General features: G+C 54.2%; 24 protein-coding genes and 2 riboswitches. All 24 genes read right to left on the bottom strand.

All coding sequences use genetic code 11. The features are described from left to right. Positions 1–67: 67 nt before the first annotated feature. The 24 genes from QWT68_RS01905 to QWT68_RS01790 all read right to left on the bottom strand — a co-directional run bounded on the left by QWT68_RS01905 (position 68) and on the right by QWT68_RS01790 (position 24,473). On the bottom strand, positions 68–775 hold the full coding sequence (locus tag QWT68_RS01905; RefSeq protein WP_290150440.1) for an ABC transporter ATP-binding protein: 708 nt from the start codon (positions 773–775) through the stop codon (positions 68–70). 2 nt (positions 776–777) lie between these two features. Then, positions 778–1,554, bottom strand: coding sequence for an ABC transporter ATP-binding protein (locus tag QWT68_RS01900; RefSeq protein WP_290149255.1), 777 nt, complete (start codon positions 1,552–1,554; stop codon positions 778–780). Next, positions 1,544–2,494 (bottom strand): branched-chain amino acid ABC transporter permease, encoded by a 951-nt coding sequence (locus tag QWT68_RS01895; RefSeq protein ID WP_040285995.1) that lies wholly within the window; start codon positions 2,492–2,494, stop codon positions 1,544–1,546. The genes QWT68_RS01900 and QWT68_RS01895 overlap by 11 nt, the downstream gene beginning before the upstream one ends. Before the next feature lie 13 nt (positions 2,495–2,507). Continuing rightward, complete coding sequence (locus QWT68_RS01890) at positions 2,508–3,383, bottom strand: branched-chain amino acid ABC transporter permease (RefSeq protein WP_040285721.1); 876 nt, start codon at positions 3,381–3,383, stop codon at positions 2,508–2,510. Between the two features lie 77 nt (positions 3,384–3,460). Beyond that, a complete protein-coding gene (locus tag QWT68_RS01885) occupies positions 3,461–4,651 on the bottom strand; it encodes an ABC transporter substrate-binding protein (RefSeq protein WP_040285722.1) in 1,191 nt (396 codons plus the stop codon). 292 nt (positions 4,652–4,943) lie between these two features. Beyond that, complete coding sequence (locus tag QWT68_RS01880) at positions 4,944–6,521, bottom strand: Na+/H+ antiporter NhaC family protein (RefSeq protein WP_040285723.1); 1,578 nt, start codon at positions 6,519–6,521, stop codon at positions 4,944–4,946. A 128-nt stretch (positions 6,522–6,649) separates the two neighbouring features. Then, positions 6,650–6,829, bottom strand: a riboswitch (Lysine riboswitch). A 54-nt stretch (positions 6,830–6,883) separates the two neighbouring features. After that, positions 6,884–7,651 carry a sporulation protein YunB gene (yunB, locus tag QWT68_RS01875; protein WP_040285724.1) on the bottom strand — a complete coding sequence of 256 codons (768 nt, stop codon included), beginning with the start codon at positions 7,649–7,651 and terminating at the stop codon, positions 6,884–6,886. A 50-nt stretch (positions 7,652–7,701) separates the two neighbouring features. Then, positions 7,702–9,075, bottom strand: a complete 1,374-nt coding sequence (locus QWT68_RS01870) for a bifunctional metallophosphatase/5'-nucleotidase (RefSeq protein ID WP_290149252.1) — start codon at positions 9,073–9,075, stop codon at positions 7,702–7,704. After that, complete coding sequence (locus QWT68_RS01865; RefSeq protein WP_040285726.1) at positions 9,072–9,896, bottom strand: sulfite exporter TauE/SafE family protein; 825 nt, start codon at positions 9,894–9,896, stop codon at positions 9,072–9,074. The genes QWT68_RS01870 and QWT68_RS01865 overlap by 4 nt, the downstream gene beginning before the upstream one ends. A gap of 2 nt (positions 9,897–9,898) precedes the next feature. Further along, positions 9,899–10,759 (bottom strand): DUF72 domain-containing protein, encoded by an 861-nt coding sequence (locus QWT68_RS01860; protein WP_040285727.1) that lies wholly within the window; start codon positions 10,757–10,759, stop codon positions 9,899–9,901. Between the two features lie 118 nt (positions 10,760–10,877). Beyond that, entirely contained in the window at positions 10,878–11,582 is a 705-nt protein-coding gene (locus QWT68_RS01855; protein ID WP_052461679.1) for an N-acetylmuramoyl-L-alanine amidase family protein, read from the bottom strand. A 164-nt stretch (positions 11,583–11,746) separates the two neighbouring features. Next, positions 11,747–13,144, bottom strand: a complete 1,398-nt coding sequence (gene sufB / locus QWT68_RS01850) for a Fe-S cluster assembly protein SufB (RefSeq protein ID WP_040285729.1) — start codon at positions 13,142–13,144, stop codon at positions 11,747–11,749. A gap of 21 nt (positions 13,145–13,165) precedes the next feature. Then, positions 13,166–13,603 (bottom strand): Fe-S cluster assembly sulfur transfer protein SufU, encoded by a 438-nt coding sequence (gene sufU / locus QWT68_RS01845; RefSeq protein ID WP_040285730.1) that lies wholly within the window; start codon positions 13,601–13,603, stop codon positions 13,166–13,168. After that, positions 13,603–14,823 carry a cysteine desulfurase gene (locus tag QWT68_RS01840; protein ID WP_290149250.1) on the bottom strand — a complete coding sequence of 407 codons (1,221 nt, stop codon included), beginning with the start codon at positions 14,821–14,823 and terminating at the stop codon, positions 13,603–13,605. The genes sufU and QWT68_RS01840 overlap by 1 nt, the downstream gene beginning before the upstream one ends. Continuing rightward, complete coding sequence (gene sufD / locus QWT68_RS01835) at positions 14,823–16,130, bottom strand: Fe-S cluster assembly protein SufD (protein WP_290150439.1); 1,308 nt, start codon at positions 16,128–16,130, stop codon at positions 14,823–14,825. The genes QWT68_RS01840 and sufD overlap by 1 nt, the downstream gene beginning before the upstream one ends. Positions 16,131–16,148: 18 nt before the next feature. Continuing rightward, a complete protein-coding gene (gene sufC, locus QWT68_RS01830; protein ID WP_040285732.1) occupies positions 16,149–16,928 on the bottom strand; it encodes a Fe-S cluster assembly ATPase SufC in 780 nt (259 codons plus the stop codon). Positions 16,929–17,194: 266 nt separating this feature from the next. Beyond that, a complete protein-coding gene (locus QWT68_RS01825) occupies positions 17,195–18,382 on the bottom strand; it encodes a dicarboxylate/amino acid:cation symporter (protein WP_040285733.1) in 1,188 nt (395 codons plus the stop codon). 146 nt (positions 18,383–18,528) lie between these two features. After that, the gene (locus QWT68_RS01820) at positions 18,529–19,371 is read right to left on the bottom strand and encodes a MetQ/NlpA family ABC transporter substrate-binding protein (protein WP_290149248.1); all 843 of its coding nucleotides are present in this window, start codon (positions 19,369–19,371) and stop codon (positions 18,529–18,531) included. Between the two features lie 61 nt (positions 19,372–19,432). Then, the gene (locus QWT68_RS01815; RefSeq protein ID WP_290149246.1) at positions 19,433–20,101 is read right to left on the bottom strand and encodes a methionine ABC transporter permease; all 669 of its coding nucleotides are present in this window, start codon (positions 20,099–20,101) and stop codon (positions 19,433–19,435) included. Beyond that, a complete protein-coding gene (locus QWT68_RS01810; protein ID WP_290149244.1) occupies positions 20,098–21,120 on the bottom strand; it encodes a methionine ABC transporter ATP-binding protein in 1,023 nt (340 codons plus the stop codon). Before QWT68_RS01810 ends, QWT68_RS01815 begins: the two co-directional genes overlap by 4 nt. A 122-nt stretch (positions 21,121–21,242) precedes the next feature. Continuing rightward, positions 21,243–21,348: riboswitch (SAM riboswitch) on the bottom strand. A gap of 50 nt (positions 21,349–21,398) precedes the next feature. After that, complete coding sequence (locus tag QWT68_RS01805; protein WP_290149243.1) at positions 21,399–21,698, bottom strand: thioredoxin family protein; 300 nt, start codon at positions 21,696–21,698, stop codon at positions 21,399–21,401. Positions 21,699–21,777: 79 nt separating this feature from the next. Continuing rightward, a complete protein-coding gene (gene gcvH / locus QWT68_RS01800; protein WP_040285738.1) occupies positions 21,778–22,161 on the bottom strand; it encodes a glycine cleavage system protein GcvH in 384 nt (127 codons plus the stop codon). Positions 22,162–22,238: 77 nt separating this feature from the next. Next, positions 22,239–22,598, bottom strand: a complete 360-nt coding sequence (locus QWT68_RS01795) for an arsenate reductase family protein (RefSeq protein WP_290149241.1) — start codon at positions 22,596–22,598, stop codon at positions 22,239–22,241. An 87-nt stretch (positions 22,599–22,685) separates the two neighbouring features. Beyond that, complete coding sequence (locus tag QWT68_RS01790) at positions 22,686–24,473, bottom strand: acyl-CoA dehydrogenase FadE (protein ID WP_290149240.1); 1,788 nt, start codon at positions 24,471–24,473, stop codon at positions 22,686–22,688. Between the last annotated feature and the right edge of the window lie 23 nt (positions 24,474–24,496).

Below are 24,496 nucleotides of genomic sequence, written 5' to 3'. Positions count from 1 at the left end.
CGGACAGCGGGCTGCATGAGAAAAAGCACCCTGCGCAAGGGTGCTCTCCGCCGTTTTCCTTCTATCGTCAATGTCCTCCGAGATAGGCGTTCCTGACCTCTTCACTCGACTGCAGTTCTTCTGCCGTCCCGGACAGGATCCCCCGTCCGGTCTCGATGACGTAGCCCCGGTCCGCAATGGATAATGCCAAGTGGGCGTTCTGTTCGACGAGCAGGATGGTCGTCCCGGCCTCATTGATATCTTTGACCGTTTCGAAGATCGTTTTCACCATGAGCGGCGCAAGGCCCATCGACGGCTCGTCGAGCAACAGCAATTTCGGTCTTGCCATGATGGCACGGCCCATCGCAAGCATCTGCTGCTCGCCGCCGGACAGTGTCCCTGCCGACTGCTTGCGGCGTTCGTACAATCTCGGGAAGATGTCGTACACTTTCTTGTAATCCTTCCCGATTTCCCCTTTGTCCTTGCGGAGGAACGCGCCGAGTTCAATATTCTCCTCCACGGACATTTCCGCGAATACCCGCCGCCCTTCCGGCACCTGCGACACTCCCATCTTGACGATGGACTGCGCAGGCTTCCCCTGGATGGCGGACCCGGTATACTCGATCGTCCCCTGTTTCGGTTTCAGCAGGCCGGACACCGTTTTCAGGAGAGTGCTCTTCCCTGCTCCGTTTGCGCCGATCAATGTGACGATCTCCCCTTCGTTCACCTCGAGCGAGACGCCTTTCAATGCATGGATGCTGCCGTAGTAGACATTCAGATCCTGGATGCTCAGCATGCTCATACGACTTCCTCCCCCAAATACGCTTCGATGACTTTCGGATTGTTGCGGATCTCAGCAGGCGTCCCTTCCGCGAGCAGCACACCGTGGTCCAGTACATAGATCCGTTCACAGATGCCCATGACCAGGTTCATGTCATGCTCGATCAGCAGGATGGTCAGCCCGAATTCCTTCCGGATGAACGCAATCAGATCCATCAGTTCCTTCGTTTCGAATGGGTTCATGCCCGCAGCCGGTTCGTCGAGCAGCAGCAGCTTCGGATTGGCCGCCAATGCCCGTGCGATCTCCAGACGGCGCTGTTTCCCGTACGGCAGGTTCATCGCCTTTTCGTCCTTGTACTGGTCGAGTTCGAAAATCTTCAGGAACTCCATCGCCTTCTCTTCCATCTCAAGTTCACTTTTGAAATAAGGCGGCAGCCGGAGCATGGAACTGAGTACGGAATCCTTGGCCAGCGAATGGTAGGCCACTTTCACGTTATTCAGGACGGACAGTTCGTCGAACAGCCGGATATTCTGGAACGTCCGGCTCATGCCGAGTCGCGTCACTTTGAACGGCGGCAGGCCGTTGATCTTCTTCCCGTCGAAAAAGATTTCCCCTTCAGTCGGTACATAAACGCCCGTCAGCAAGTTGAAACTCGTCGTCTTGCCGGCCCCGTTCGGACCGATCAGACCGACCAGTTCCCCTTTATGGATTTTCATATCGAATCCGGAAACAGCTTTCAAGCCGCCGAATTGGATGCCGGTATTCTGGACATCCAGTAAGATGTCACTGCTCATGCTGTCGTCCTCCCTTCGGCCGCATCCACATCTTCAAGTAATCGGTGAATTCCAGCTTGCCCATCAGCCCTTTCGGCCGGTAGAGCATGACGATGATCAGAACGAGACTGTAAAGGATCATCCGGGTTTCCGGGAAATCCTGCAGGAATGTCGAGACGACCGTCAGCAGGATAGTTGCCACGATCGCCCCTGACAGACTGCCAAGACCGCCCAGCACGACATAGATCAGAATATCGATCGATTTCAGGAACCCGAAGTTCGCTGGCTGGATAATATAGAAGTTATGCGCATAGAGCGCACCTGCCACGCCTGCAAAGAACGAGCCGATTGCAAATGCGAGTACCTTGTAGTACGTCGTGTTGATGCCCATCGCGTCAGCGGCGATTTCATTTTCCCTTACTGCGATGCAGGCCCGCCCATGCCTGGAATTTGTGAAGTTCACGATGACGAGGATCGTCACGAAGAGGCAGATGAATGTATAGGTCCACGTCGTCAGGTGGGTGACCTGCATTCCGGCCGCGCCGCCGACGTAATCGATGTTGAGGAACACGATCCGGATGATCTCCGCGAACCCGAGCGTGGCGATGGCCAGATAGTCTCCGCGCAGACGCAGACTCGGAATCCCGACGACGAGCCCGGCAAGCGCTGCGGCGATGCCGCCGATCAGGATGGCAGCGACGAACGGCAGGTCGAGTTTCATCGTCATGATCGCGGCGACGTACGCGCCGACCGCCAGGAATCCCGCATGGCCGAGGGAAAACTGTCCGGTGATACCGATGACGAGGTGCAGGCTGACCGCAAGCATGATATTTATTCCCATGAAGATAAGTGTATTGGAGTAGAAATTATTCAGGAAGCCTCCGCTGATCGCAAACTGGACAGCCGCATAGAAGACGATCGCCAGTCCGGCAAACACCCAGAACTGCTTAGATTTTTTCATCATTTCCTTTCACCTACACTTTCTCTCTTGTGTGTTTGCCGAAGATGCCGGAAGGCTTGAAGATCAGGATCAGAATCAGGATGATGAAGGCCGCCGCATCGCGCCACAGGGAGAACCCGAGCGCGCTGACAACCGTTTCCACGACACCGAGGACAAGTCCGCCTGCGACAGCACCCGGGATGATGCCGATCCCTCCGAGCACCGCAGCGACAAACGCCTTCAAACCCGGGATAACACCCATCAGCGGATCGATCTTCGTGTAATAGATTCCGAAGATGACACCTGCCGCGCCGGCAAGCGCCGATCCGATCGCAAACGTTGCGGAAATCGTGTTATCCACGTTGATGCCCATCAGTTTTGCAGCTTCCGCATCGTAGGAGACAGCGCGCATCGCTTTCCCGATCTTGGTCTTATGTACAACGAACTGCAAGATGATCATCAGGACAACAGAGACTGACAGAATCAGGATCGCCTGTGTACTGATCTGTGCGCCGAACAAATTGAATGTCTTATTCGCGAACACTTCCGGGTATGCAGCAGGCTGTGCGCCCCGGATGTAGATCACTCCGTTCTGAATGAGCAGGGACACGCCGATCGCCGTGATGAGCGCCGCAATCCGTGTTGCGTTTCGCAGACGCTTATACGCGACACGTTCTATGATGACGCCAATCACCGCACAGATCGCCATCGACAGGAGCAGTGCCGGAAAGAAGCTCAGGCCCCATCCGGTAATAGAAATGTAACCGATGAATGCGCCGATCATGAACACTTCGCCGTGCGCGAAGTTGATCAGCTTGATAATGCCGTACACCATCGTATAGCCGAGCGCAATAAGCGCATAGATACTGCCTAACGAAATGCCGTTGATGAGCTGCTGCAGCCATTCCATGAAGTCTCACTCCTTATTTCTCATCTGACTTCCATCCAAAAAAAGAAGGGGGAGGGAGTTCCCCCGCCCCCCTGATATTACGGATTCACCTTCGTATTGAACACTTGCTCGCCATCTTTGTATTCAAGGATGGTGGCCGATTTGACAGGATGGTGATTTTCATCGACGGAATACGTACCGGTTACGAGATCCAGTCCGTCCGTCTTTTCGAGTGCCTCTTTGATTTTCGTGGAATCTGCGCTGCCTGCCCGCTCAATTGCATCTTTCAGCAGGTACACCGTATCATAGCCGAGCGCATTGAAGGCATCCGGGGACTTGCCGTATTTCTCATTGAACTTATCGTTGAATGCTTTTACGGCTCCATCCGGGTCATCAGCTGAGTAGTGGTTCGTCGTGAATGTATTGTTGAGCGCATCCGCGCCTGCCAGATCCAGCAGTGTCGGAGAATCCCAGCCATCGGCGCCCATGAGCGGAACGTCGATGCCCATTTCACGCGCCTGCTTGACGATCAGTCCGACTTCTTCGTAATAGCCCGGGATGAAGATGAATTCAGGGTTCGCGGATTTGATACGTGTCAGTGTCGAACGGAAGTCCGAGTCTTTCGCTACATAGGACTCTTCCGCGATCACTTTCCCGCCAGCCTTCTCAAAGTCCTCTTTGAATGAAGCGGCCAGGCCTTTCGAATAGTCGCTCGAGTTGTCCGCATAGATGGCGACATTCTTCACGCCTAAGTCGTTATATGCGAAGTTCGCTGCGACAGTCCCCTGGAAAGGATCGATGAACGATGTCCGGAAAACATATTCGTTCACGTCGCCCTTTTCATTGACCGTGACGGTCGGGCTTGTGCCGGACGGACTGATGAGCGGTGTCTTATTGTCATTGGCGATCTGTGCCTGTGCGACTGTCGCACCGCTCGTTGCAGCCCCGATGATGACGGATACGTTTTCCTGTGTTGTCAGTTTGATAGCTGCGTTCGTTGCTTCCGCAGCATCGGACTTGTTATCGATTTTGACGAGCTTGATCTTTTGGCCGTCGATTCCGCCGTCGTCGTTGATTTCATCGACCGCCAGCTGGATGCCGTCCGCTTCGGATGTCCCATACGAGGCGACCGCTCCCGACAATTCCAGGTTCACACCTACCTTGATGTCGCCGCCGTCTTTCGAACCGGAAGCGCTGCCCTTATCTCCGTCTCCGTCTGAACAGCCGGCCAGGAGACCGACGCCAAGCGTCATTGCTGCCAGTAAACTCCATGCTCTTTTGAATTTCATTTCTCTTCCCCCTTATTTTTAACTATTCTGAAATTTGGACAGAAAGCAAAACACAAGGCGGATCAGCAGATTGTCTGCCGGCCGTTTCTGTCTGTAACCCTATTCTAGAACAAACTTCTAATTCAGTCTATACAAATTTTCATAATCTTATTACAAGATTGATAAATCAGCATTATCCCGTCATTCCTGTCCTCTGGATAATGGGAACTATTTCTAAATAACTAGTTGATGAATTCCAGGGAAACAAGAAAAAAGGTATCCCCCACAACTATGGAAGAATACCTTTCACCTATTATTCAGCTGCAGGAGCCACTGCATTCTGACGGGACCGCATCGTCCAGAAAGTGAACAGGACTGCAAGGATGATCACGACAGCGATGAGGCCTATCCAGATCGAACCGGTCAGACCGAGCACGATATACCCTCCTGTTGCAATCCCCGCTGCGACAAGTGCATACGGCAGCTGTGTGGCAACATGGTCGATATGGTTGCTGCCAGCCCCTGTGGACGACAGGATCGTCGTATCGGAGATCGGCGAACAATGGTCACCGAACACTGCGCCCGCAAGCACTGCAGACAGCGCCGGCAGAAGCAGCTCAGGTGCAGCATTCACCATGATCGTCCCTGCTATCGGCAGCAGGATTCCGAACGACCCCCACGACGTGCCTGTCGAGAATGCCATCAGGCCGGCCAGGACAAACAATACGACCGGCAGGAAGCCGACGGGAATATTCGACTTCGAGACGGCTTCGGACAGGAACAGCCCAGTCTCCAGGAGGTCGATGAGATGCGTCAGCGACCAGGCCAGGATCAGGATCAGCACAGCCGGCAGCATCGCTTTCACACCGCTGACGAACGCTCTGCCGATCAGGCCGGCGGAAGCGGTCTCATTCACCTTGAACTGTGCGGCGTACAGGATGATCGCTGCAAGTATGCCGGCAGCACCGCCGAAGACCAGTGACAGAGGTACATCCGTATTTTCGAAAATCGTCCAGAGGTTGAGTTCCCCGCCGATCCGGAATCCCGTCACGATCATCGCTGTCAGAGTGACGGCCACCAGTGTGACAATCGGGGCGACTAGATCGCGCACATGACCGTGGGCATGCTCGGGAAACTCGTCTTTCAACTGTCCCGGTATCTCTTTTTCAGGATCGAACAGCTGGCCTGTTTCCTCTGCCCGTCTTTCGTGTTTCTTCATGGTGAAGAAATCGACATTCGTCCAGGCGAAGAAGAAGACCATGGCGAGTGTAGCGAGAGCATAGAAGTTCATAGGGGCCATCAGCAGGAAGGCCCCAAGCGGTGAATAGTTCACTGCTGTAGTTGTCGCCAGGATCAGCGTCAGCTGTCCGATCAGGAATGCCCCCCAGCTCGAAACCGGGGAAATGACGCAGACCGGGGCGGATGTCGAGTCGATGAAGTATGCGAGTTTTGCGCGTGAAATCTGATGGCGGTCGGTGATCGGCCGTGCAATCTGCCCGACTGCCAGTGCGTTGAAGTAGTCATCCACGAAGATGGCGATCCCGACAGCGACTGTCAGCAGTTTCGCACTCCGCCGCGTCCGGATGCGTTTCACAGCCCATTCGGCAAATGCCCGGCTGCCGCCTGACAGGCTGACGAGCGCGGTGATGACGCCGAGAAAGAGGATGAACACCATGATGTAAATATTGTACGTATTAAGTGCGCCATCGTCCCAGAAGGAGACAGCCAGTGCTTTTCCGAGCTGCATAGCCGTTTCCCCCGGTGCGAACGATGCGACGAGCAGCGCAGCCGACAAAATTCCTGCGCTCAGTGACAGCAGGACCCGCTTCGTTGTCAACACCATGACAATCGCAATTACGGGCGGCAGAATCGAAAGCCAAGTACCGATCATTCCAATTTCCTCCTTTGTTTTCGGGTATGCGGGAAAACAAAAAGCCGGCACCCGCTCACTTGTGAAAGTGTACCGGGCACCGGCTGTCTACATGTCGTTTGTTTGATAATCACGTTCGTTATCCAACTGACGATTGTAGCTCATCACGGACAATATAACGTCCATGACAGTGCCATTCCTGTTCGAAATGACCCCAACCGCAATGGAGATGACCTCCATACGGCTTCGGCAAAACTTCCTTTTTCACATGGTCTTCAACGTCACTCTCGCATGTGATACTCATAAGCAATGCAGCCTCTACCCTATCGAATATGATATTACCTTTTCAGCATACCAGATAGTGAAGGGACATGCAAGGGAGCTTACGGAGCATTCGTGTCGCCCATCGGCACTTCGATATTAGCCGGACTCTGTCCCCCCTTCGTGTAGATTTGAGGTACGACTCCCTGGATGATGCCGATCGCCACTGGGAAGGAATGCTCGACAGTACTCTGTTTTGTCGCCACCGGGATGATGATTTCAACATTGACTTCCAGGATTATGTTCACTTCCATATACACGTTGTTAATGCCGTATTCCGTGATTTTCGTATCGATATTGCCATGGACATCACCGATGATATGGAAACGGATCGGTATTTTCGGGCCAAGATTACCGAGCAGCGGAATGCCCGCCACCTGCCCGATCGGCACGAAAAAGACGACCCCGCCGTGTTTCTCCATTTCCTCAGTGTCAAAGTCGATCCCTTCCCCGTCCGGCAGCATTGCCAGATCTCCGGATTCCGCCCGGTCCAGATGCTCCTCCACAAGCTCATGGATCTCCGCCATGATCTGACTGATCGTCTCGGCATCGACTTTCATCGTCACGGTCTCTTTTGAATCGTTCGGGATATTGATGAGCACATCATTGACATCCAGGACACTGTCCGACCTGGATTGGATCGCCTGGCTGATGACGTGCGCCGCTATTTTACGTGTCTGCACCTCAGCATATTTCATGTAGACGGGTGTCAGTTTGGCATTCAGATAATAGAAACTGAAGACGATCGCCACCACTAACGACGGCAGGAGGATTTTGAGCCATCTGCCTTTCGATTTCTTCCGCTTCGGAACTTGCGTATGGAATCTCAAAAAGGCAGCACCTCCTTTTCATATCCTATGAAAGGGGGGTGCTGCCTATGTCAGTTTCCAAGCTGCCTGCCATACCAGCCGGCGATATCCCGGATCAGTTCAGGGACGAGATAATCGATCTTTTCGGACTTCATGTCCGGGTAGAAGAAGCCGAATGTGAACATGTCCAGGGTGGCCAGCTTATAGGTCCCATCCATCCGGACACGCTCGCTCCCTATGTACAGCAGGCCGTCTTCCATTGAAAGCCGGGTCTGGATCATGGCCCCCATCATCGTGCCCCGGAAGCCGAGCCCTCTCACTTCCGTACGGATCCATGAAGGATCATCCGAAATGATCCAATACTCGAGCAGTGCCCGGCCGGTCACCGTCATGACACAGGCATTGATGGGATGCGGCAGAACGCGGTGCAGATCGCGCAGCGTCACATCCCCTTCCGGCAGGCTCCCGAGAAACAGACCGGCATTGAATAGTGCGCAGTCCGCACCTGTATACGCCAGCAGCGCCCTTCCGAAGAAATCCGACAGGCCGCTCGGACCCGACAGATTCTGGCTGAGCGGACACGGGGACTTGAACACAGTTTCATCAAGCAGTTCCTCACCCGCCTGCAGGAAAAGTCCGAACGCCCGCTCCGCTGCCGGCGGAGCATCCAGCTGTTCAGCCGGTATGACGGCAGCTGCCCTGTCCGTGATTTGTCCGGCTTCCAGCGTGATGCACATATGGCCGACATACTGCCCGTATTTGCCGGTGGCGGCGAGAAGGGTAGTTCCTTCCCATTCACCGCGCAGGAACAGGTGATGAGTGTGTGCACCGAGGATGACATCGATGTCCCCCGTCTCCGCTGCAAGTTTTCTGTCTTCATGGATCCCCAGATGGGACAGGCAGATGACCACATCGGATGTTTCTTTCAGCTGTTCCGCGAGTGTCTTCAGGATGGGCAGTGGCTCACTGACAGCCCAGCCGAGCTTCCCGTAGAAGGCTTCATAGACCGCTGTCGCTGCAATGACGGCAACTGAAGTGCCCTGTGCTGTCTCGTATTGTTCATAAGGGACTGCCCACTCCAGCGGACGGCCGCCCGCTTCCGACAGGTTTGCGACGATGACATCGAACGCCGCGTCATCGTACAGATGTGCAAGATCTTCCGGAGGCAGTGTGATCCCTTCATTGTTGCCGATCGTAACCGCATCGTAGCGGGCCCGGTTCAGCAATTCGGTATTCCCTTTCCCATGTGTCGCTTCCGTGAAAGGGTGCGAGCGGTCCACGAAGTCCCCGAGATCGAACACGAAGACCGATTCTCCAGCCAGCTCATGCTGTTTGCGCTGCTGGAGCAGATACTCGTGGATGCCCGGCCAGTTGTCAAAATGGCTGTGTACATCATTCGTATGATAGATATGGATCGTTTCCGTTTTCTGTGTAATGCCGATCATCCCCAGATTCCGTCAATGATTGAATTGACCCCGAACAGCAGAAGCAATATACGCAATACGACAACGAGCGCTTCGGAGCTCAGCTTCTTATTCAGCATCGAACCGACCGTGCCGCCGATATAGGCGCCCGGAATGACTGCGAGCGAATACAGCCAGGGCACATGGCCGAGATAGATATGCGTCCCTGAATTCACAAGCGCGGACAGGAACACCATGAGCATCGATGTGCCGACCGCCACGTGGGGCGGGAACAGGAACAGCAGGATCATTCCCGGCACGAGCATCGCTCCGCCGCCGATCCCGAAAAGACCTGACGTCAGGCCGATGAAAAAGGTGAATACGAGTGCGAACCAGATGGGATACCCGTACACATGGTCCTGACCCTGCGGATCGGTGAATGTGATCGGTTTGCCATGGTCGACGAACCAGCGGATCGGTTTTAAATATTTTTTCACAAGCAGAAGTGCCGCCAGGAAGATCAGCAGCAGCCCAAAATAGATATTGAATGAATTCAGATCGAGCCCTCTGTTGAAAAAGGCACCGACAATTGTCCCGGGAACACTCCCGGCGAAAAAGATGAGTCCGCTGCGGTAATCGACGGTCTTCGCTTTCAAGTGATACAGCGTGGACGACAGCCCGTTGAACACCATCATGATGACGGACATGCCGACGACCGTCTGCGGCGTCACATGCGGAATCCACCCGAGATCAATGCCGACGAGCAGTGTCACCGGCACGAAGATCGTCCCGCCGCCGAGCCCGACGAGCGAGCCGACGACGCCCGACAGCATGCCGATGGCAATGAGCAAAATATATTCCATTCCTATTCCCCCTCAAAGATGTCGAGCTGCTTCGGGGCAAGGTCTTCGAAGGAGAGGCCGAGCATCTGCTGGAACTGTTTCGCATTCCCGGCAGCATGCCCGCCTGAATTATTGTTGAAGATGACTGCCGTATACGCCGCGTGCTCAGACGCCTGCTCCACAGCCGCCTGGATCTCCTGTAGCTCCCGATCATTGTAATCATACAAATAGCGGACTTTCCGCCAGGCTTCCCGGCTGCCGCCAGGGTTTTTCCAGCCGGCGAGATTGCGTCCATGCAGCCGTACCATCGCCTTATCCGGATGCGTCACCCGGGGGATGAACGGCACACTGCCTTCCCCGGCCTGCGGTTCGTCGGTGATGACGTGGATCAGTTTGTTGTCGGACAGGAACTTGAACGTCTTTTCCCGCAGCTGCTCCGAATACCAGGACTGGTGCCTGAACTCGACAGCCAGATCGAACCCTTCCAGCTGCCCGCATATGTATCGTATTTCCTCGACATGCTCTTTGACACAATCGAACCAAGGCGGGAACTGTATGAGGATCATCGACAGCTTGTCCGCTTCCTCGAGCGGCTGCAATGACAGACGGAACAGCCGGAACATTTCCTCCTTCGATTCATACGGCAGCTCCCCGCGCAGATGACCGGTCATCCCCTGATACGCTTTGACGATGAACTGGAAATGATCCGGCGTCTCCCGTATCCATTTCCGGATATTGCGCTCCGGCTGAATCGCGTAAAATGTAGAGTCCAGCTCCACGATCGGAAAATGCGCGCTGTAATCGATCAGTTTGTCTTTGGCGGATGAGGTCGGTGCATAGACATCCGGATGGTCGCCCCAGCCCGTCAGGCCGATTTCTATCATGAGAATCCCTCCATTCTTGTCTTGTTCCTTACCCGTATCATATCATAACTAGTCGTCCTGGCCGGGCAGTCTGCCTGAACGCAGCAACAGCCGGCAGATCGGGATCCGCCGGCTCTCGTTACTCTTCTTTTACATAGACGGTCCAGCCATGGGCGGCCTTGATCAGCTCTGCCGCTTTCTCTGCACTGTCCCGGCTGCTGAATGTGCCCGTCACGAGCCGGTATGCGCTGCTGCCCAGCGGCTTTTGATTTTGCGGTGTCAAAACCAATCCGAAGTACGCAGCTATCGCGGAAGCTGCTGCCCTTCCTTGTGCCTGCAGTTTCTGCGAATTGCGGAGTGCAGCAATATCCGTCCGGGAATCCATGAACCCACCTTCCATAAGCACGGCGGGCATACGGGTCTCCCGCAGGACATGGAGATTCTTCTTCTTCACTCCCCGATCGCGCAGCCCCATCGCTTTCACGATCTCCGGCTGGATTAACCGGGCGAGCCGGACAGACTCTGGATTCGCATTCCGTGCATCCATCGTGTACGTTTCCACGCCGCCCCAATCGCCCCAGGAGCCTGTATTCGCATTATGATGGAACGAGATATACAGATCGGCCTGCTGTGCATTCGCTCGATCTGTCCGCTGTCTGAGCGGTATGTCCGCCATTCCTGATGGATCATCCACCCGTACGACTTCTACGTTTTCATATTGCAATAATGCCGTCTGTGCAGCCAGCAGAACCCTGTTGTTGAACAGCCATTCCTTCTCCCCGGCGGGCGACTGTTTCCCTGGGGTGCCCAGCCCATGTCCTGCATCCAATACAATACGAACCAAAGTCATCGTCTCCTTTCCTTCCTGCCCGTTATATAGGACCCTGCGGCGGAAAGGGATAGCGGCTGCCGGGCAAAAGCATCTGGACGGACAAATTGTAATCCTGAACCTGTCCGGGTTCCCAAATGAAAAAACCTCTGCACGGATGTGCAGAGGCAGGAGGGGGATCAGCCGATCGATCCTTCCATTTCGAACTTGATCAAGCGGTTCATTTCCACCGCGTATTCCATCGGCAGTTCTTTCGTGAATGGCTCGATGAAGCCCATGACGATCATTTCGGTCGCTTCCTGTTCGGAGATGCCACGGCTCATCAGGTAGAAGAGCTGCTCTTCCGATACTTTGGACACTTTCGCTTCGTGCTCGAGCGAGATGTTGTCGTTCAGGATTTCGTTGTACGGAATCGTATCGGATGTCGACTTGTCATCCATGATGAGCGTATCGCATTCGATGTTGGAACGGGCGCCGTCCGCTTTCCGTCCGAAGTGGACGATACCGCGGTAGCTCACTTTTCCGCCGTGCTGTGAAATCGACTTCGACACGATTGTGGACGAAGTGTTCGGTGCTAGGTGCATCATCTTCGCGCCGGCATCCTGATGCTGGCCTTTTCCGGCGATGGCGATTGATAATGTCATACCGCGGGCGCCTTCACCTTTCAGCAGGACTGCCGGGTATTTCATCGTCAGTTTGGAACCGATGTTGCCGTCGATCCATTCCATCGTCGCGTTCGCTTCACAGACCGCACGCTTCGTCACGAGATTGTAGACGTTGTTCGCCCAGTTCTGGATCGTCGTATAACGGCAGTACGCGTCTTTCTTGATGATGATTTCGACGACTGCACTGTGCAGGGAGTTTGTCGTGTAGACAGGTGCTGTACAGCCTTCCACATAGTGGACGCTTGCGCCTTCGTCGACGATGATGAGCGTACGCTCGAACTGTCCCATGTTTTCCGAGTTGATCCGGAAATAGGCTTGCAGCGGTGTATCGACTTTCACGCCCGGCGGCACATAGATGAACGATCCACCCGACCAGACAGCCGAGTTCAGTGCGGCGAACTTGTTGTCCGAATTCGGGATGACGGTGCCCCAGTACTGCTTGAAGAGTTCTTCGTTCTCGCGGAGCGCGGAGTCCGTGTCCTTGAAGACGATCCCCATGTCTTCGAGCTCTTCTTTCATGTTGTGGTAGACGACTTCCGACTCATACTGAGCCGACACGCCTGCCAGGTATTTCTGTTCCGCTTCCGGAATCCCAAGCTTGTCGAACGTCTGCTTGATCTCTTCCGGCACTTCGTCCCAAGAACGCTCAGTCGCTTCAGACGGTTTGACGTAGTATGTGATCTCGTCGAAGTTGAGCGAGTTCAGATCGCCGCCCCATTGCGGCATCGGCTTGCTGTAAAACAGCTCTAGGGATTTCAGGCGGTAGTTGAGCATCCATTCCGGTTCTTCTTTCATGCGCGAGATCTCTTCGACGATTTCTTTCGTCAGACCGCGCTCGGAACGGAATACAGATACGTCCTTGTCGTGGAACCCGTATTTGTAATCGCCGATTTCCGGCATTTGTTTAGCCATTTGCTATTCCTCCCGTTCATATCATTCGGAATCGTGTGCGATCCCTTTCTCCATTGCTTTCCATGGCAAGGTTGCGCACTTGATGCGGGCCGGGAATTTGGCCACACCCGTCAATGCCTCGATATCTCCGAAGTCGACGGTGTCGTCCACGTCCTTGCCGAGCATCATATCGGAGAATGCATGCGCTGCGTGAAGGGCATCTTCGGTATTCTTCCCTTTGACGAGCTGTGTCATCATCGAAGCGGAGGCCATCGAAATCGAGCAGCCTTCCCCTTCGAATTTGGCATCTTTCACGATATCGTCTTCCACTTGCAGAGTCAGATGGATGACATCGCCGCACGTCGGGTTGTTCATGTCGATAGTGACGTTGCCTTCGTCGAGCACACCTTTGTTCCTTGGTGTTTTGTAGTGATCCATGATGACCGATCGGTACAGCTGGTCGAGTTTTTCGTTTTTCATTACTGGAAATACTCCTTTGCCATGCGGAGGCCTTCTACCAGACGGTCCGCATCTTCTTTCGTGTTGTACAGATAGAAGCTGGCACGGGCGGTGGCTGAGACATCGAGCCATTTCATGAGCGGCTGGCAGCAATGGTGCCCGGCACGGACGGCAATCCCGTTCATGTCAAGGACGGTCGCCAGGTCATGCGGATGGACGCCTTCCAAGTTGAACGTGATGATGCCCGCACGCTTGCCCGCATCACGCGGTCCGTAGATTTCGAGACCTTCCACTGATTTCATCTGTTCCATTGCGTAAGCGACCAATTCGTGTTCGTGCTGTTCGATTGCGTCCAGACCGATCGCCTGGATGTAATCGATGGCTGCCGCCATGCCGATCGCTCCGGCGATGATCGGCGTGCCGCCTTCGAATTTCCAAGGGAGCTCTTTCCACGTGGAGTCGTACAAACCGACGAAGTCGATCATTTCGCCGCCGAATTCCGTCGGTTCCATCGCTTCAAGCAGTGCTTTCTTGCCGTACAATGCGCCGATACCGGTCGGCCCGCATAATTTATGGCCGGAGAACGCCAGGAAATCGCAATCGAGATCCTGGACGTCCAGTGCGATGTGCGGAGCCGCCTGGGCTGCATCGACGACCATGATAGCATCATGGGCATGGGCGATCTCGGTGATTTCCTTGATCGGGTTCACGGTGCCGAGCACATTCGAAACGTACATGATGGAAACGATCTTTGTCCGGTCGGTCATCGCATCGCTCACTTTTTCGAGCGAGACGGTGCCGTCTTCTTCCAGATTGATATATTTCAGGACAGCTCCTGTCGCTTTTGCAAGCTGCTGCCACGGGATGATGTTGGAATGGTGTTCCATATAGGTGATGATGATTTCATCGCCCTCCGAGATGTTGGCACGGCCGTAGCTGTCCGCGACCAAATTCAGAGCGGTTGTCGTTCCGCGCGTGAAGATGATCTCCTTATCGGAAGAAGCATTCAGGAACTTCCGCACGGTTTCCCGGGCGCCTTCGTAATCTTCGGTTGCCCGGTTGCCGAGCGTATGGACGCCCCGGTGGACGTTGGCGTTATCGTAATTATAGTAATGCTCCAGCACCTCGATGACCTGACGCGGTTTCTGTGACGTCGCCGCGCTGTCGAGATAGACGAGGGGGAAGCCGTTCACTTCCTGGTCGAGAATCGGAAAATCATTGCGAATGTCAGGATTTAGCATTAGCGCACTTTCCTTTCAATTACCTCCGTCAGCTGTTTCTTGACGCCTTCAATCGGAAGTTTGCTTACAACCGGCTCCAGGAATCCGTGGATGACGAGGCGTTCCGCTTCCTGCTTCGAAATCCCGCGGCTCATGAGGTAGAACAGCTGCAGCGGATCGACACGGCCGACGGATGCTGCGTGGCCTGCCGTAACGTCATCTTCGTCGATGAGCAGGATCGGATTGGCATCGCCCCGCGCCTTTTCACTCAGCATCAGGACGCGTGACTCCTGCTCGGCATTGGAGCGGGTTGCCCCTTTTTCAATCTTTCCGATTCCATTGAAGATCGAGGAAGCAGCATCTTTCATGACGCCGTGCTTCAGGATATGGCCTTCCGTATCCAGTCCCCAGTGGACGATCTCGGATGTGAAGTTCTGCTTCTGCGAACCGCGTCCGACGACGACGGACTTCATGTCGCAGCGAGAGCCGTTGCCGACGAGGTGTGTCAGGTTGTCGGAAATCGTGTTGCTGTCGTTCATGAGACCGAGCGCCCAGTCGATGCGGCTGTCACGGCCTGCGACGCCGCGGCGGTTCACGTACGTCGTGAACCCTTCTGCGAGTACATCGACAGCCCCGTATGTGACAACGGCATTGTCGCCTGTGAACACTTCGGAGATGATGTTCGCAAGACCTACCGCATGCTCGACTGTGGACAGGTAGTTTTCCACGTATGTCACGGAGCTGTTCGCTTCCGCCACGACGATGACGTGGTTGAATAGGGACGCTTTCTCATCATCATGCAGGAACAGCACTTGGATCGGCTGCTCGACGACAACGTTCTTCGGCACATATACGAATACGCCGCCGTTCATGAGGGCCGCATGGAGCGCTGAGAGCTTGTGCTCGTCCACTTTGACGCCGTCCGTCATGAAATACTTCTTCACGAGGTCTGCGTGTTCCCGTGATGCAGTGAAGATGTCCGTCAAGATGACGCCCTGCGCTTTCAGATCTTCGGAAAGCGAAAGATAGGCAGGTGTATTGTTGTGCTGCACGTAAATGTTCTTCTGGTTCTCTGCATCGACAAGCAGCTTCGCATCTTCCGGAAGCTCACTCAGATCCGCATAGGCGCTGCTGTCGACCGCATGTACAGGAAATTCCGTGAAATTCCACTTGTCGATCTTCGTTTTGTCTGGTTTCGGCATTGGAAGTGCTGCCGCTTTTTCGAGCGCTTCCAAGCGGAGATCGGACAGCCATCCTGCTTCGCCTGTAGAGGCGGCATAAGAGCGGACGTCGTCTCCGGTCAATGCCAATTTCGTTTCAACCGTCATGTTCAATCGTCCTCCCTCTTACGCTTCTTGTTCTACTGTCTCTTCTTCGATACCGAGTTCTTCTTTGATCCAGTCGTAGCCGTGCTCTTCCAGCTTGCGTGCAAGTTCTTCCCCGCCTGATTTGACGACACGGCCCTGCATCATGACATGGACGTGGTCCGGCGTGATGTAGTTCAGCAGGCGCTGGTAGTGGGTGATGATCAGGCAGCCGAAGCCTTCGCCGCGCATTTCGTTGATGCCTGTTGAGACGATGCGCAAAGCATCGATGTCAAGACCGGAGTCGATCTCGTCGAGTACTGCGAATTTCGGTTTCAGCATCATCAGCTGAAGGATCTCGTTACGCTTCTTCTCCCCGCCCGAGAATCCTTCGTTCAGATAGCGTGTTGCCATATCTTCATCCATTTCAAGAAGTTCCATTTTGCTGTCGAGTTCACGGATGAACTTCATGAGGGAGATCTCATCCCCCTCTTCACGGCGAGCATTGATAGCAGAACGGAGGAAGTCCGCATTCGTGACGCCTGTGATCTCACTCGGATACTGCATGGCCAGGAACAGACCGGCTTTCGCACGCTCGTCCACTTCCATTTCAAGCACATCTTCGCCGTCCAGCAGGACCGTACCTGATGTCACTTCGTATTTCGGATGCCCCATGATTGCGGACGCGAGCGTGGATTTACCTGTTCCGTTCGGTCCCATGATTGCATGGATCTCATTTGTATTGATGGTCAAGTTGACCCCTTTAAGTATTTCTTTGTCTTCGATTGAAACGTGAAGATCTTTGATTTCCAAAGTTGCCATTCCAATACCTCCAGTATGCGTAATAAGATGATTGCTCATCTTCTAATTATCATCATTCTAATCTTACCCCATCCCGCCGTCCGTTGCAAATCATTGAGAATGATTATAAATAATATAAAAATCCTTTAATTCTTCGCGATCAGCAAGTATTTTCATTTTCAATTAAGTTTCACAGAGTGAGAATATAAGCCTTCATAAATTGGCTTAAAACCGCGGTTCAGACGCAAAAAACCGCTTCCTCCGAAAAGGAAACGGCTCGGGCCCGGTCATTTGGCCGGTGTTCTGTCTGAAAAGCTGTCGACGATGATGGCAAGGGCTCCGTCGCCCGTGACGTTCGTCGCTGTGCCGAAACTGTCCTGCGCCATGTACAGGGCGATCATGAGCGCAATCATCGACTCGTCGAATCCGAGCATCGATGCGAGAAGTCCGGTCGCTGCGACGACTGCGCCCCCCGGTACGCCCGGAGCTGCGATCATCGTGACGCCGAGCATGAAGATGAAGCCCAGATACGAAACGAAACTGATCGGTGCTCCGTTCATGAGCATGACGCCGATCGAGCAGGAGACCAATGTGATCGTACTGCCGGACAAGTGGATCGTGGCGAACAGCGGAATGGTGAAATCCGTAACTTTCGCGGACGCTCCGGTCTGCTTCGCCTGCCTGAGTGTCACCGGGATCGTTGCCGCCGAGGACTGTGTCCCGATTGCTGTGAAATAGGCGGGAGCCATCGTTTTCATCAGGCGGAACGGATTGCGCTGGGACACAGCGCCCGCCACGGTGTACTGGACTGTCAGCATGATCAGATGGAGCACGATGATCATGACGAACACGAAGATGAAGATCGACAGCACTTTCGCAACTTCACCTGTATAGGTCATGTTCAGGAAGATCCCGAAGATATGTATCGGCAGAAGCGGGATGATCACGACGCTGATGACTTTTTCAATGATCGTATTCAATTCCTCGAACACGCGGAGCATCGTCTTGCTGCCGATTGACGCCATGCCGATGCCGAGCACGAACGCCAGCAGCAGGGCCGTCATGACGCCCATGAGCGGTGTCATCTCCATTTTGAAGAAAGCGGCCGCGGCTTCCTTTCCCGTACTGATGGACTTATCCGACAGTCCATTGATATAGGAAGGCAGAATGGCCGTTGCCGCAAAGTACGCAAGGATTCCAGCCACGATCGTGGACGCATAGGCGAAAACGGTTGCAAGACCGAGCAGCTTGCCGGACCCCTTCCCGAGTTTGGCAATTCCCGGTGCGATGAACGCCAGGATGATGAGCGGCACGACGAAGTTCAGGAACCCGCCGAACAGCATATTGAATGTCGCAAACAGACGGGTGAAGTTTTTCGCAAACCCTTCCCCGATCAGCGGAGTCAAATAGCCGAAGCCCACGGCCAGGCCGATGGCGATGACAATTCTCCAGATGAGTCCTATCTTGAATTTCAAAACACAAACCCCTTTCACACAGTAAATAGGTAAAGACTTTTTCATCATACAATATATTCATCTGGATTATTAGCCTATGAACCGTTTTCTTTCTATTCAAAAAACCACCTTAGCCGGATAACCGGCTAAGGTGGCCTGCATGGTTTTTATTTTTCCACTGGAACAACGGAGCCCTTCCATTTGTCGAGGATGAAGTCCTGGATCTCTTTCGATGTCAGGACATCGACGAGTGCTTTGACAGATTCTTTGTCTTCGTCCCCCGAACGGACGGCGATGATATTGACATACGGCGAATCGGAATCTTCAAGTGCAATCGCGTCTTCCAGCGGGTTCAGGCCTGCATCGATCGCATAGTTCGAATTGATGAGGACTGCATCGCCTTCTTCGCTTTCATACATTTGCGGAAGCAGGGCCGCTTCGTAGTCCGCTTCGAACTTGAGGTTCTTCGGATTGTCCGTGATATCTTTCACTTCGGCTTTTGTCTTGTCGATACCGTCTTTCAGTTTGATGAGTCCTTGTGCTTCAAGCATTGCAAGGACGCGTCCGTGGTCTGCGACCGAGTTGCTGATCAGGATGGTCGCACCGTCCGGCAGTTCATCGAGGGACTTGTATTTCTTCGAATAGACACCGATCGGTTCGATATGGATACCGCCGGCATTCTTGAAATCATAGCCGTTGTCCGCAATCTGTGTCTCCAAATACGGAATGTGCTGGAAGTAGTTCGCATCCAGGTCCCCTGACTCCAGATCTTTGTTCGGAAGCACGTAGTCCTGGTATGTCTCGATTTCAAGATCGTACCCTTTCTCTTTTAGCAGCGGTTTCGCTTCTTCAAGGATTTCAGCGTGAGGCACGTTGGATGCCCCGACTTTGATTGTTTTTGATTCTTCGTCTGAACCGCCTGCGCTGCCGTTCTTATCATCTTTCGTACCGCAAGCCGCCAGTGCCAGAACGAGCACAGCGAGTAAAATACCTGTCAACAGTTTTTTCATCCATTCCACTTCCCTTTACTGTATTTTTATAATGCAGGCTGTGATGCCTGGTAATGCCGGATCAGCGTTTGTCGAGCTTTTTGACTGCCCAGTCCCCAGCGAACTGGAGGATGAAGACGACGATGAGGATGAGTACCGTGGACACGAGCGTGACGTCGGTGCGGCTCCTCTGGAAACCGTCCAGGAAGGCCAGTGTGCCGAGTCCGCCTGCGCCGATGATGCCCGCCATCGCCGTATAGCCGACGAGTGCAATCGCCGTGACCGTGATGCCCGAGATGAGCGCGGGCATCGATTCAGGCAGCAGAACTTTGAAGATGATGGTGGACGTCTTCGCCCCCATTGACCGGGCCGCTTCAAGCACCCCTTTGTCAATCTCCTGCAGAGCGATCAGCACCATCCGTCCGTAGAACGGCGCGGCACCGATGATCAGTGCCGGCATCGCCGCCATCGGCCCCCGGATCGTCCCGATCAGGTATTTCGTGAACGGAATCAGCAGGATGATCAGGATGATGAACGGGATCGAGCGGAAAATATTGACGATCGATCCTGTGAGCAGGTTCACAAGGCGGTTCGCCCACACATGACCCGGTGATGTCAGGAATAATAGGATACCGAGCGCAAGGCCGAGCACGAAGGTGAAGACGGTGGAAACGGACGTCATATAGAGCGTCTCGGCGGTCGCTTCCCACATTTTCGCCCAATCGACGTTAGGCAGATACGTTTCAATCATTTCCCGAACACCTCCGTCTGGACACCCTGCTCATTTAAGTATCCGATCGCTTTGCCGATGGCCGCTTCTTCACCGGTCAGCTGCAGGATCAGCGTTCCATATGCGCCGCCGCGTGTCTGCGAAATGTTGCCCTGCAGGATGCTGACGTCAATCGGGAATTCACGGATCAGACTGGCGAGTACCGGCTGTTCGGTCCGTTCCCCGACGAACGCGAGCTTGACGAGTGTGCCGTCCGGATGATCCTCCCGCATGAGCGACATGACTTTCTTGGCGTCTTCCGGCTCGGTCACCTGGGACACGAACCGTTTCGTGATCGCCTCTTTCGGCGCCTGGAAGATTTCCAGCACATCGCCTGTTTCGACGACACGTCCCTGCTCCATCACCGCCACCTCATGGCAGATTTTGCGGATGACGTGCATTTCGTGTGTGATCAGGACGATTGTCAGGCCGAGACGCTCATTGATGCTCGTCAGCAGATCGAGGATCGCATCTGTCGTCTCCGGATCCAACGCGGACGTCGCTTCATCACACAGCAGGACTTCCGGATCGTTGGCAAGTGCACGGGCGATGCCGACACGCTGTTTCTGGCCGCCCGACAGCTGGGACGGATACGCATTCTCCCTTCCGCCGAGACCGACCAACTCAATCAGCTCGGCCGCTTTCCGTTCACGCTCCGCTTTCTTGACGCCGGCGATCTCGAGCGGGAACGTGATGTTCTCTTTCACGGTGCGTGACCAGAGCAGATTGAAGTGCTGGAAGATCATGCTCACCTTCTGACGGGCGGTGCGCAGTTCCTTTCCGCCGATCGACGACATGAGCCTGCCATTCACTTCGACAGAGCCCTCTGTCGGCCGCTCCAATCCGTTCAGCAGACGGATCAGCGTACTCTTGCCGGCGCCGCTGTATCCGATGATGCCGTAAATACGGCCTTCTTCGATCGTCAGCGTGACGTCATCGACAGCTTTGATGCCAGACGCCGCGGTGCCGAACCGCTTGTTGACATTCGTTAGTTGAATCATCCCGCTCCACCTCACCGTTCATTCAAATAAGTCGTTCTGTCCGCTTGGCGGATAAAAACAAAAACACCTTTCTGCAGATTCACAGAAAGGTGTACGCGAAAAATTATGTGCGTTCAACCGATCTCTCATCTTTCAAAGCATGCGCTTTGTGTGACTTGGCACCATTTCAAAAAATTTGACGGTTGCCGGGCTTCATAGGGCACTTCCCTCCACCACTCTGTATAAGAGTCAGCTATTCAATTGGTTGCTACTAGTTATACCATAGGGGTTCCCAGGTGTCAACTGAGTTTTTCGAGGATATTCTGGACGGACCGGAAGGCATAGACTTTCTCCACCGGCTGCCCGGTACGATGGATGAGCAGGCAGGGCACACTCTCCACCTGATAATCTTCTGCGATTTGTTCTTGATAATTCAAGTCGGCCTTCCCGATGACAAGATCAGGTTTCAGTTCGGTCACGACGGAGAGGATCCTGGAAGCGACCGCGCATGTGCCGCAAAGAGGCGTGTATAAGTAGTATGCACACAGGTCCTCCTTTTCCGTAATCTCTTTCCATTCACGGTATGACCATTGTTCCATATGGCGTCTTCCCCGCTTTCTGATACATGCTGGTCAAAAAGAAAAAACGCCGGAGCTGCCCGGCGTCTGTTTGCTGCTGTTATTCTCCGACAGTCATCTTGTCGTAGTCTTCCGCCGACATGAGCTCATCGAGTTCTTCCGGCTTGGACGCTTCCACGACGACCATCCATGCGCCTTCGTATGGAGACTCGTTGACGAGTTCCGGGCTGTCTTCGAGGTCTTCGTTGACTTCGACGACTTTGCCTGTGATCGGTGCATACAGTTCAGATACTGTCTTCACGGATTCGACGCTGCCGAACGGCTCGTCCGATTTCAATTCATCGCCGACCGACGGCAGTTCCACGAATACGATATCGCCGAGTTCGGATTGTGCGAAATGTGTGATCCCGATCCGGTATTTACCGTCTTCTTCTTTTACCCATTCATGCTCTTCAGAGTACTTCAAACCTTGTGGTGTGCTCATTCCATTTCCCTCCAGCTATCAAATTAAATGTCTAATTTCATATTGCCACAGCCGTCCGTGAAAGACAAGAAATGAACTCAGGATTTCCAGGTGTCTTCAAACGTCTGTTCCGCAAATCCGACAGTCGTTTTCTCTCCGTCCGTCACGAGCGGGCGCTTGATGAGCATGCCTTCTGAGGCAAGCAGTGCCAGCTGTTCATCCTCGGACATTGCCGGGAGTTTGTCTTTCAGACCGAGTTCCCGGTACTTCTGGCCACTCGTATTGAAGAACTTTTTGAGGGGCAGACCCGACGTCTCCACCATCTGCCTGAGTTCACCAGCGGATGGCGGCTCTTCCGCGATATTGGCAGCCGCATATGAAATGTCGTTCTCCTTCAGCCATTTCTCCGCCTTTTTACATGTCGTGCACTTCGGGTATCCGTAATACGTCACGTCCATTCCAGTCACCTCCATGGTGATAAGTGTACCGCAAAAACACCCAGACTGCCGAGCGGCAGTCTGGATGCTCATCAGGCCTATCCCTTATCAGACGACATAGCGTGCAGCATCGATCAGTTTCTCGGATGCTTCGCGCTTTTTCGCGATGATGTTGTACGGGTTGGACCGGGTCAGTTTGCGCAATGCCGACACCATCATGCGCTGGTTGTCGCCGTCCACTGCGGCGTACAAGGTTTCCTTCGCATCGCGCTCGATGGCGGCGAATGCTTCCTGGCAGAAGATTTCCGTATACAGGACTTTCTGACGCTCTTTTTCCGGACCGTTCTTATCGACCGCCTTCTCCGCGCGCAGCAGTGCCGACTCCATGGCGAAGATGTTGTTCGCGATGTCCGCGATGTTGACAAGCACTTCCTGCTCTTCTTCCAGCTTCGTGCCGAAACGCTGCGCGGCAAGGCCGGCTGCAAGGAGACCGATCTTCTTCGCGTTCTTCACGAGCATCCGCTCCTGTGCGAGCGGCTCGTCACCGGGCTCTTCCGGCATCATCATAAGCAGCTCTTCCTGCAGGGCCTGGGCCTGCTGCAGCAGAGGCAGCTCGCCTTTCAATGCTTTCTTCATGAACGTGCCCGGTACGATCATCCGGTTGATTTCATTCGTACCTTCGAAGATCCGGTTGATGCGTGAATCGCGGTAGGCGCGCTCCACTTCGTATTCCTGCATGTAGCCATAGCCGCCATGCAGCTGGACCGCTTCGTCGACGATGTAATCGAGTGTTTCCGATCCGACGACTTTGTTGATGGAGCATTCGATCGCATACTCGGCAATCGCTGCAGCGATCGCTTTCCCGTCTTTCTGCTGCTCTGCCGTCATCTGGCTCTGCCGCTGTTCAAAATAACCGACTGTGCGGTAGATCAGGCTTTCCGTCGCGTACAGACGTGCCGCCATCGTTGCGATCTTCTCCTTCGTCAAGTTGAACGAAGAAATCGGCGTGTTGAACTGCTTGCGCTCGTTCGCATACGAAATCGCGAGTTCGAGTGCACGCTTTGCGCCGCCCACTGTCCCGACACCGAGCTTGTAGCGGCCGATGTTGAGGATGTTGAATGCGATAATATGGCCACGGCCGATCTCGCCGAGCAGGTTCTCGACGGGCACTTCCGCGTCAGACAGGATGAGTGTCCGTGTGGAGGAAGACTTGATGCCCATCTTCTTCTCTTCCGCACCGACCGACACGCCCGGGAATTCACGCTCGACGATGAACGCCGAGAACTTCTCGCCATCCACTTTCGCATAGACGACGAAAACATCTGCGAACCCTGCGTTCGTGATCCATTGCTTTTCACCGTTCAGAATATAGTGTGTGCCGGCGTCGTTCAGCTTTGCAGTCGTCTTCGCACCAAGCGCATCCGACCCCGAGCCCGGTTCCGTCAGCGCATATGCAGAGATCTTGTCACCTGCAACCGAGTTCGGCAGATACTTCTTCTTCTGCTCTTCGTTCCCGAACAGGACGATCGGCAGTGTCCCGATTCCGACATGGGCGCCGTGCGTGATCGAGAAGCCGCCCGCGACGGCCATCTTCTCTGAAATGAGTGCCGAGGAGATCTTGTCGAGACCGAGACCCTCATATTCTTCCGGTACGTCAGCGCCGAGAAGGCCGAGGTCCCCAGCCGACTTCAGCAGACGGACGGAATGCTCGAATTCATGGTTCTCGAGTTTCTCGACGACCGGCAGCACTTCGTTTTTCACATAGTCCTCTGTCGTCTTCGCGATCATCTTCTGCTCATCTGTATAGTCTTCCGGTGTGAAGACACGGTCCGGTGTAATATCCTCCGTCAGGAACGCCCCGCCTTTTACCAGCTCGTTTGTAGTTGTCTCACTCATATCGTTTTCCTCCTCATGTATTG

The sequence above is a fragment of the Sporosarcina trichiuri genome (assembly GCF_030406775.1).
Classification (GTDB): domain Bacteria; phylum Bacillota; class Bacilli; order Bacillales_A; family Planococcaceae; genus Sporosarcina; species Sporosarcina trichiuri.
Note: the sequence above shows the minus strand (reverse complement) of the source record. Positions and strands in the feature narration are given on the sequence as shown.

What these genes read in the sequence shown, in the direction of transcription:
- gcvH (WP_040285738.1), bottom strand. Translation starts at nt 22,161, where the DNA reads ATGAGCACACCACAAGGTTTGAAGTACTCTGAAGAGCATGAATGGGTA.
- sufC (WP_040285732.1), bottom strand. Translation starts at nt 16,928, where the DNA reads ATGGCAACTTTGGAAATCAAAGATCTTCACGTTTCAATCGAAGACAAA.
- QWT68_RS01795 (WP_290149241.1), bottom strand. Translation starts at nt 22,598, where the DNA reads ATGGACGTGACGTATTACGGATACCCGAAGTGCACGACATGTAAAAAG.
- sufB (WP_040285729.1), bottom strand. Translation starts at nt 13,144, where the DNA reads ATGGCTAAACAAATGCCGGAAATCGGCGATTACAAATACGGGTTCCAC.
- QWT68_RS01820 (WP_290149248.1), bottom strand. Translation starts at nt 19,371, where the DNA reads ATGAAAAAACTGTTGACAGGTATTTTACTCGCTGTGCTCGTTCTGGCA.
- QWT68_RS01880 (WP_040285723.1), bottom strand. Translation starts at nt 6,521, where the DNA reads ATGATCGGTACTTGGCTTTCGATTCTGCCGCCCGTAATTGCGATTGTC.
- sufD (WP_290150439.1), bottom strand. Translation starts at nt 16,130, where the DNA reads ATGACGGTTGAAACGAAATTGGCATTGACCGGAGACGACGTCCGCTCT.
- QWT68_RS01790 (WP_290149240.1), bottom strand. Translation starts at nt 24,473, where the DNA reads ATGAGTGAGACAACTACAAACGAGCTGGTAAAAGGCGGGGCGTTCCTG.
- QWT68_RS01890 (WP_040285721.1), bottom strand. Translation starts at nt 3,383, where the DNA reads ATGGAATGGCTGCAGCAGCTCATCAACGGCATTTCGTTAGGCAGTATC.
- QWT68_RS01860 (WP_040285727.1), bottom strand. Translation starts at nt 10,759, where the DNA reads ATGATAGAAATCGGCCTGACGGGCTGGGGCGACCATCCGGATGTCTAT.
- QWT68_RS01905 (WP_290150440.1), bottom strand. Translation starts at nt 775, where the DNA reads ATGCTGAGCATCCAGGATCTGAATGTCTACTACGGCAGCATCCATGCA.
- QWT68_RS01840 (WP_290149250.1), bottom strand. Translation starts at nt 14,823, where the DNA reads ATGCTAAATCCTGACATTCGCAATGATTTTCCGATTCTCGACCAGGAA.
- QWT68_RS01815 (WP_290149246.1), bottom strand. Translation starts at nt 20,101, where the DNA reads ATGATTGAAACGTATCTGCCTAACGTCGATTGGGCGAAAATGTGGGAA.
- sufU (WP_040285730.1), bottom strand. Translation starts at nt 13,603, where the DNA reads ATGAAAAACGAAAAACTCGACCAGCTGTACCGATCGGTCATCATGGAT.
- QWT68_RS01885 (WP_040285722.1), bottom strand. Translation starts at nt 4,651, where the DNA reads ATGAAATTCAAAAGAGCATGGAGTTTACTGGCAGCAATGACGCTTGGC.
- QWT68_RS01895 (WP_040285995.1), bottom strand. Translation starts at nt 2,494, where the DNA reads ATGAAAAAATCTAAGCAGTTCTGGGTGTTTGCCGGACTGGCGATCGTC.
- QWT68_RS01865 (WP_040285726.1), bottom strand. Translation starts at nt 9,896, where the DNA reads ATGGAATATATTTTGCTCATTGCCATCGGCATGCTGTCGGGCGTCGTC.
- QWT68_RS01870 (WP_290149252.1), bottom strand. Translation starts at nt 9,075, where the DNA reads ATGATCGGCATTACACAGAAAACGGAAACGATCCATATCTATCATACG.
- QWT68_RS01810 (WP_290149244.1), bottom strand. Translation starts at nt 21,120, where the DNA reads ATGATTCAACTAACGAATGTCAACAAGCGGTTCGGCACCGCGGCGTCT.
- QWT68_RS01900 (WP_290149255.1), bottom strand. Translation starts at nt 1,554, where the DNA reads ATGAGCAGTGACATCTTACTGGATGTCCAGAATACCGGCATCCAATTC.
- QWT68_RS01805 (WP_290149243.1), bottom strand. Translation starts at nt 21,698, where the DNA reads ATGGAACAATGGTCATACCGTGAATGGAAAGAGATTACGGAAAAGGAG.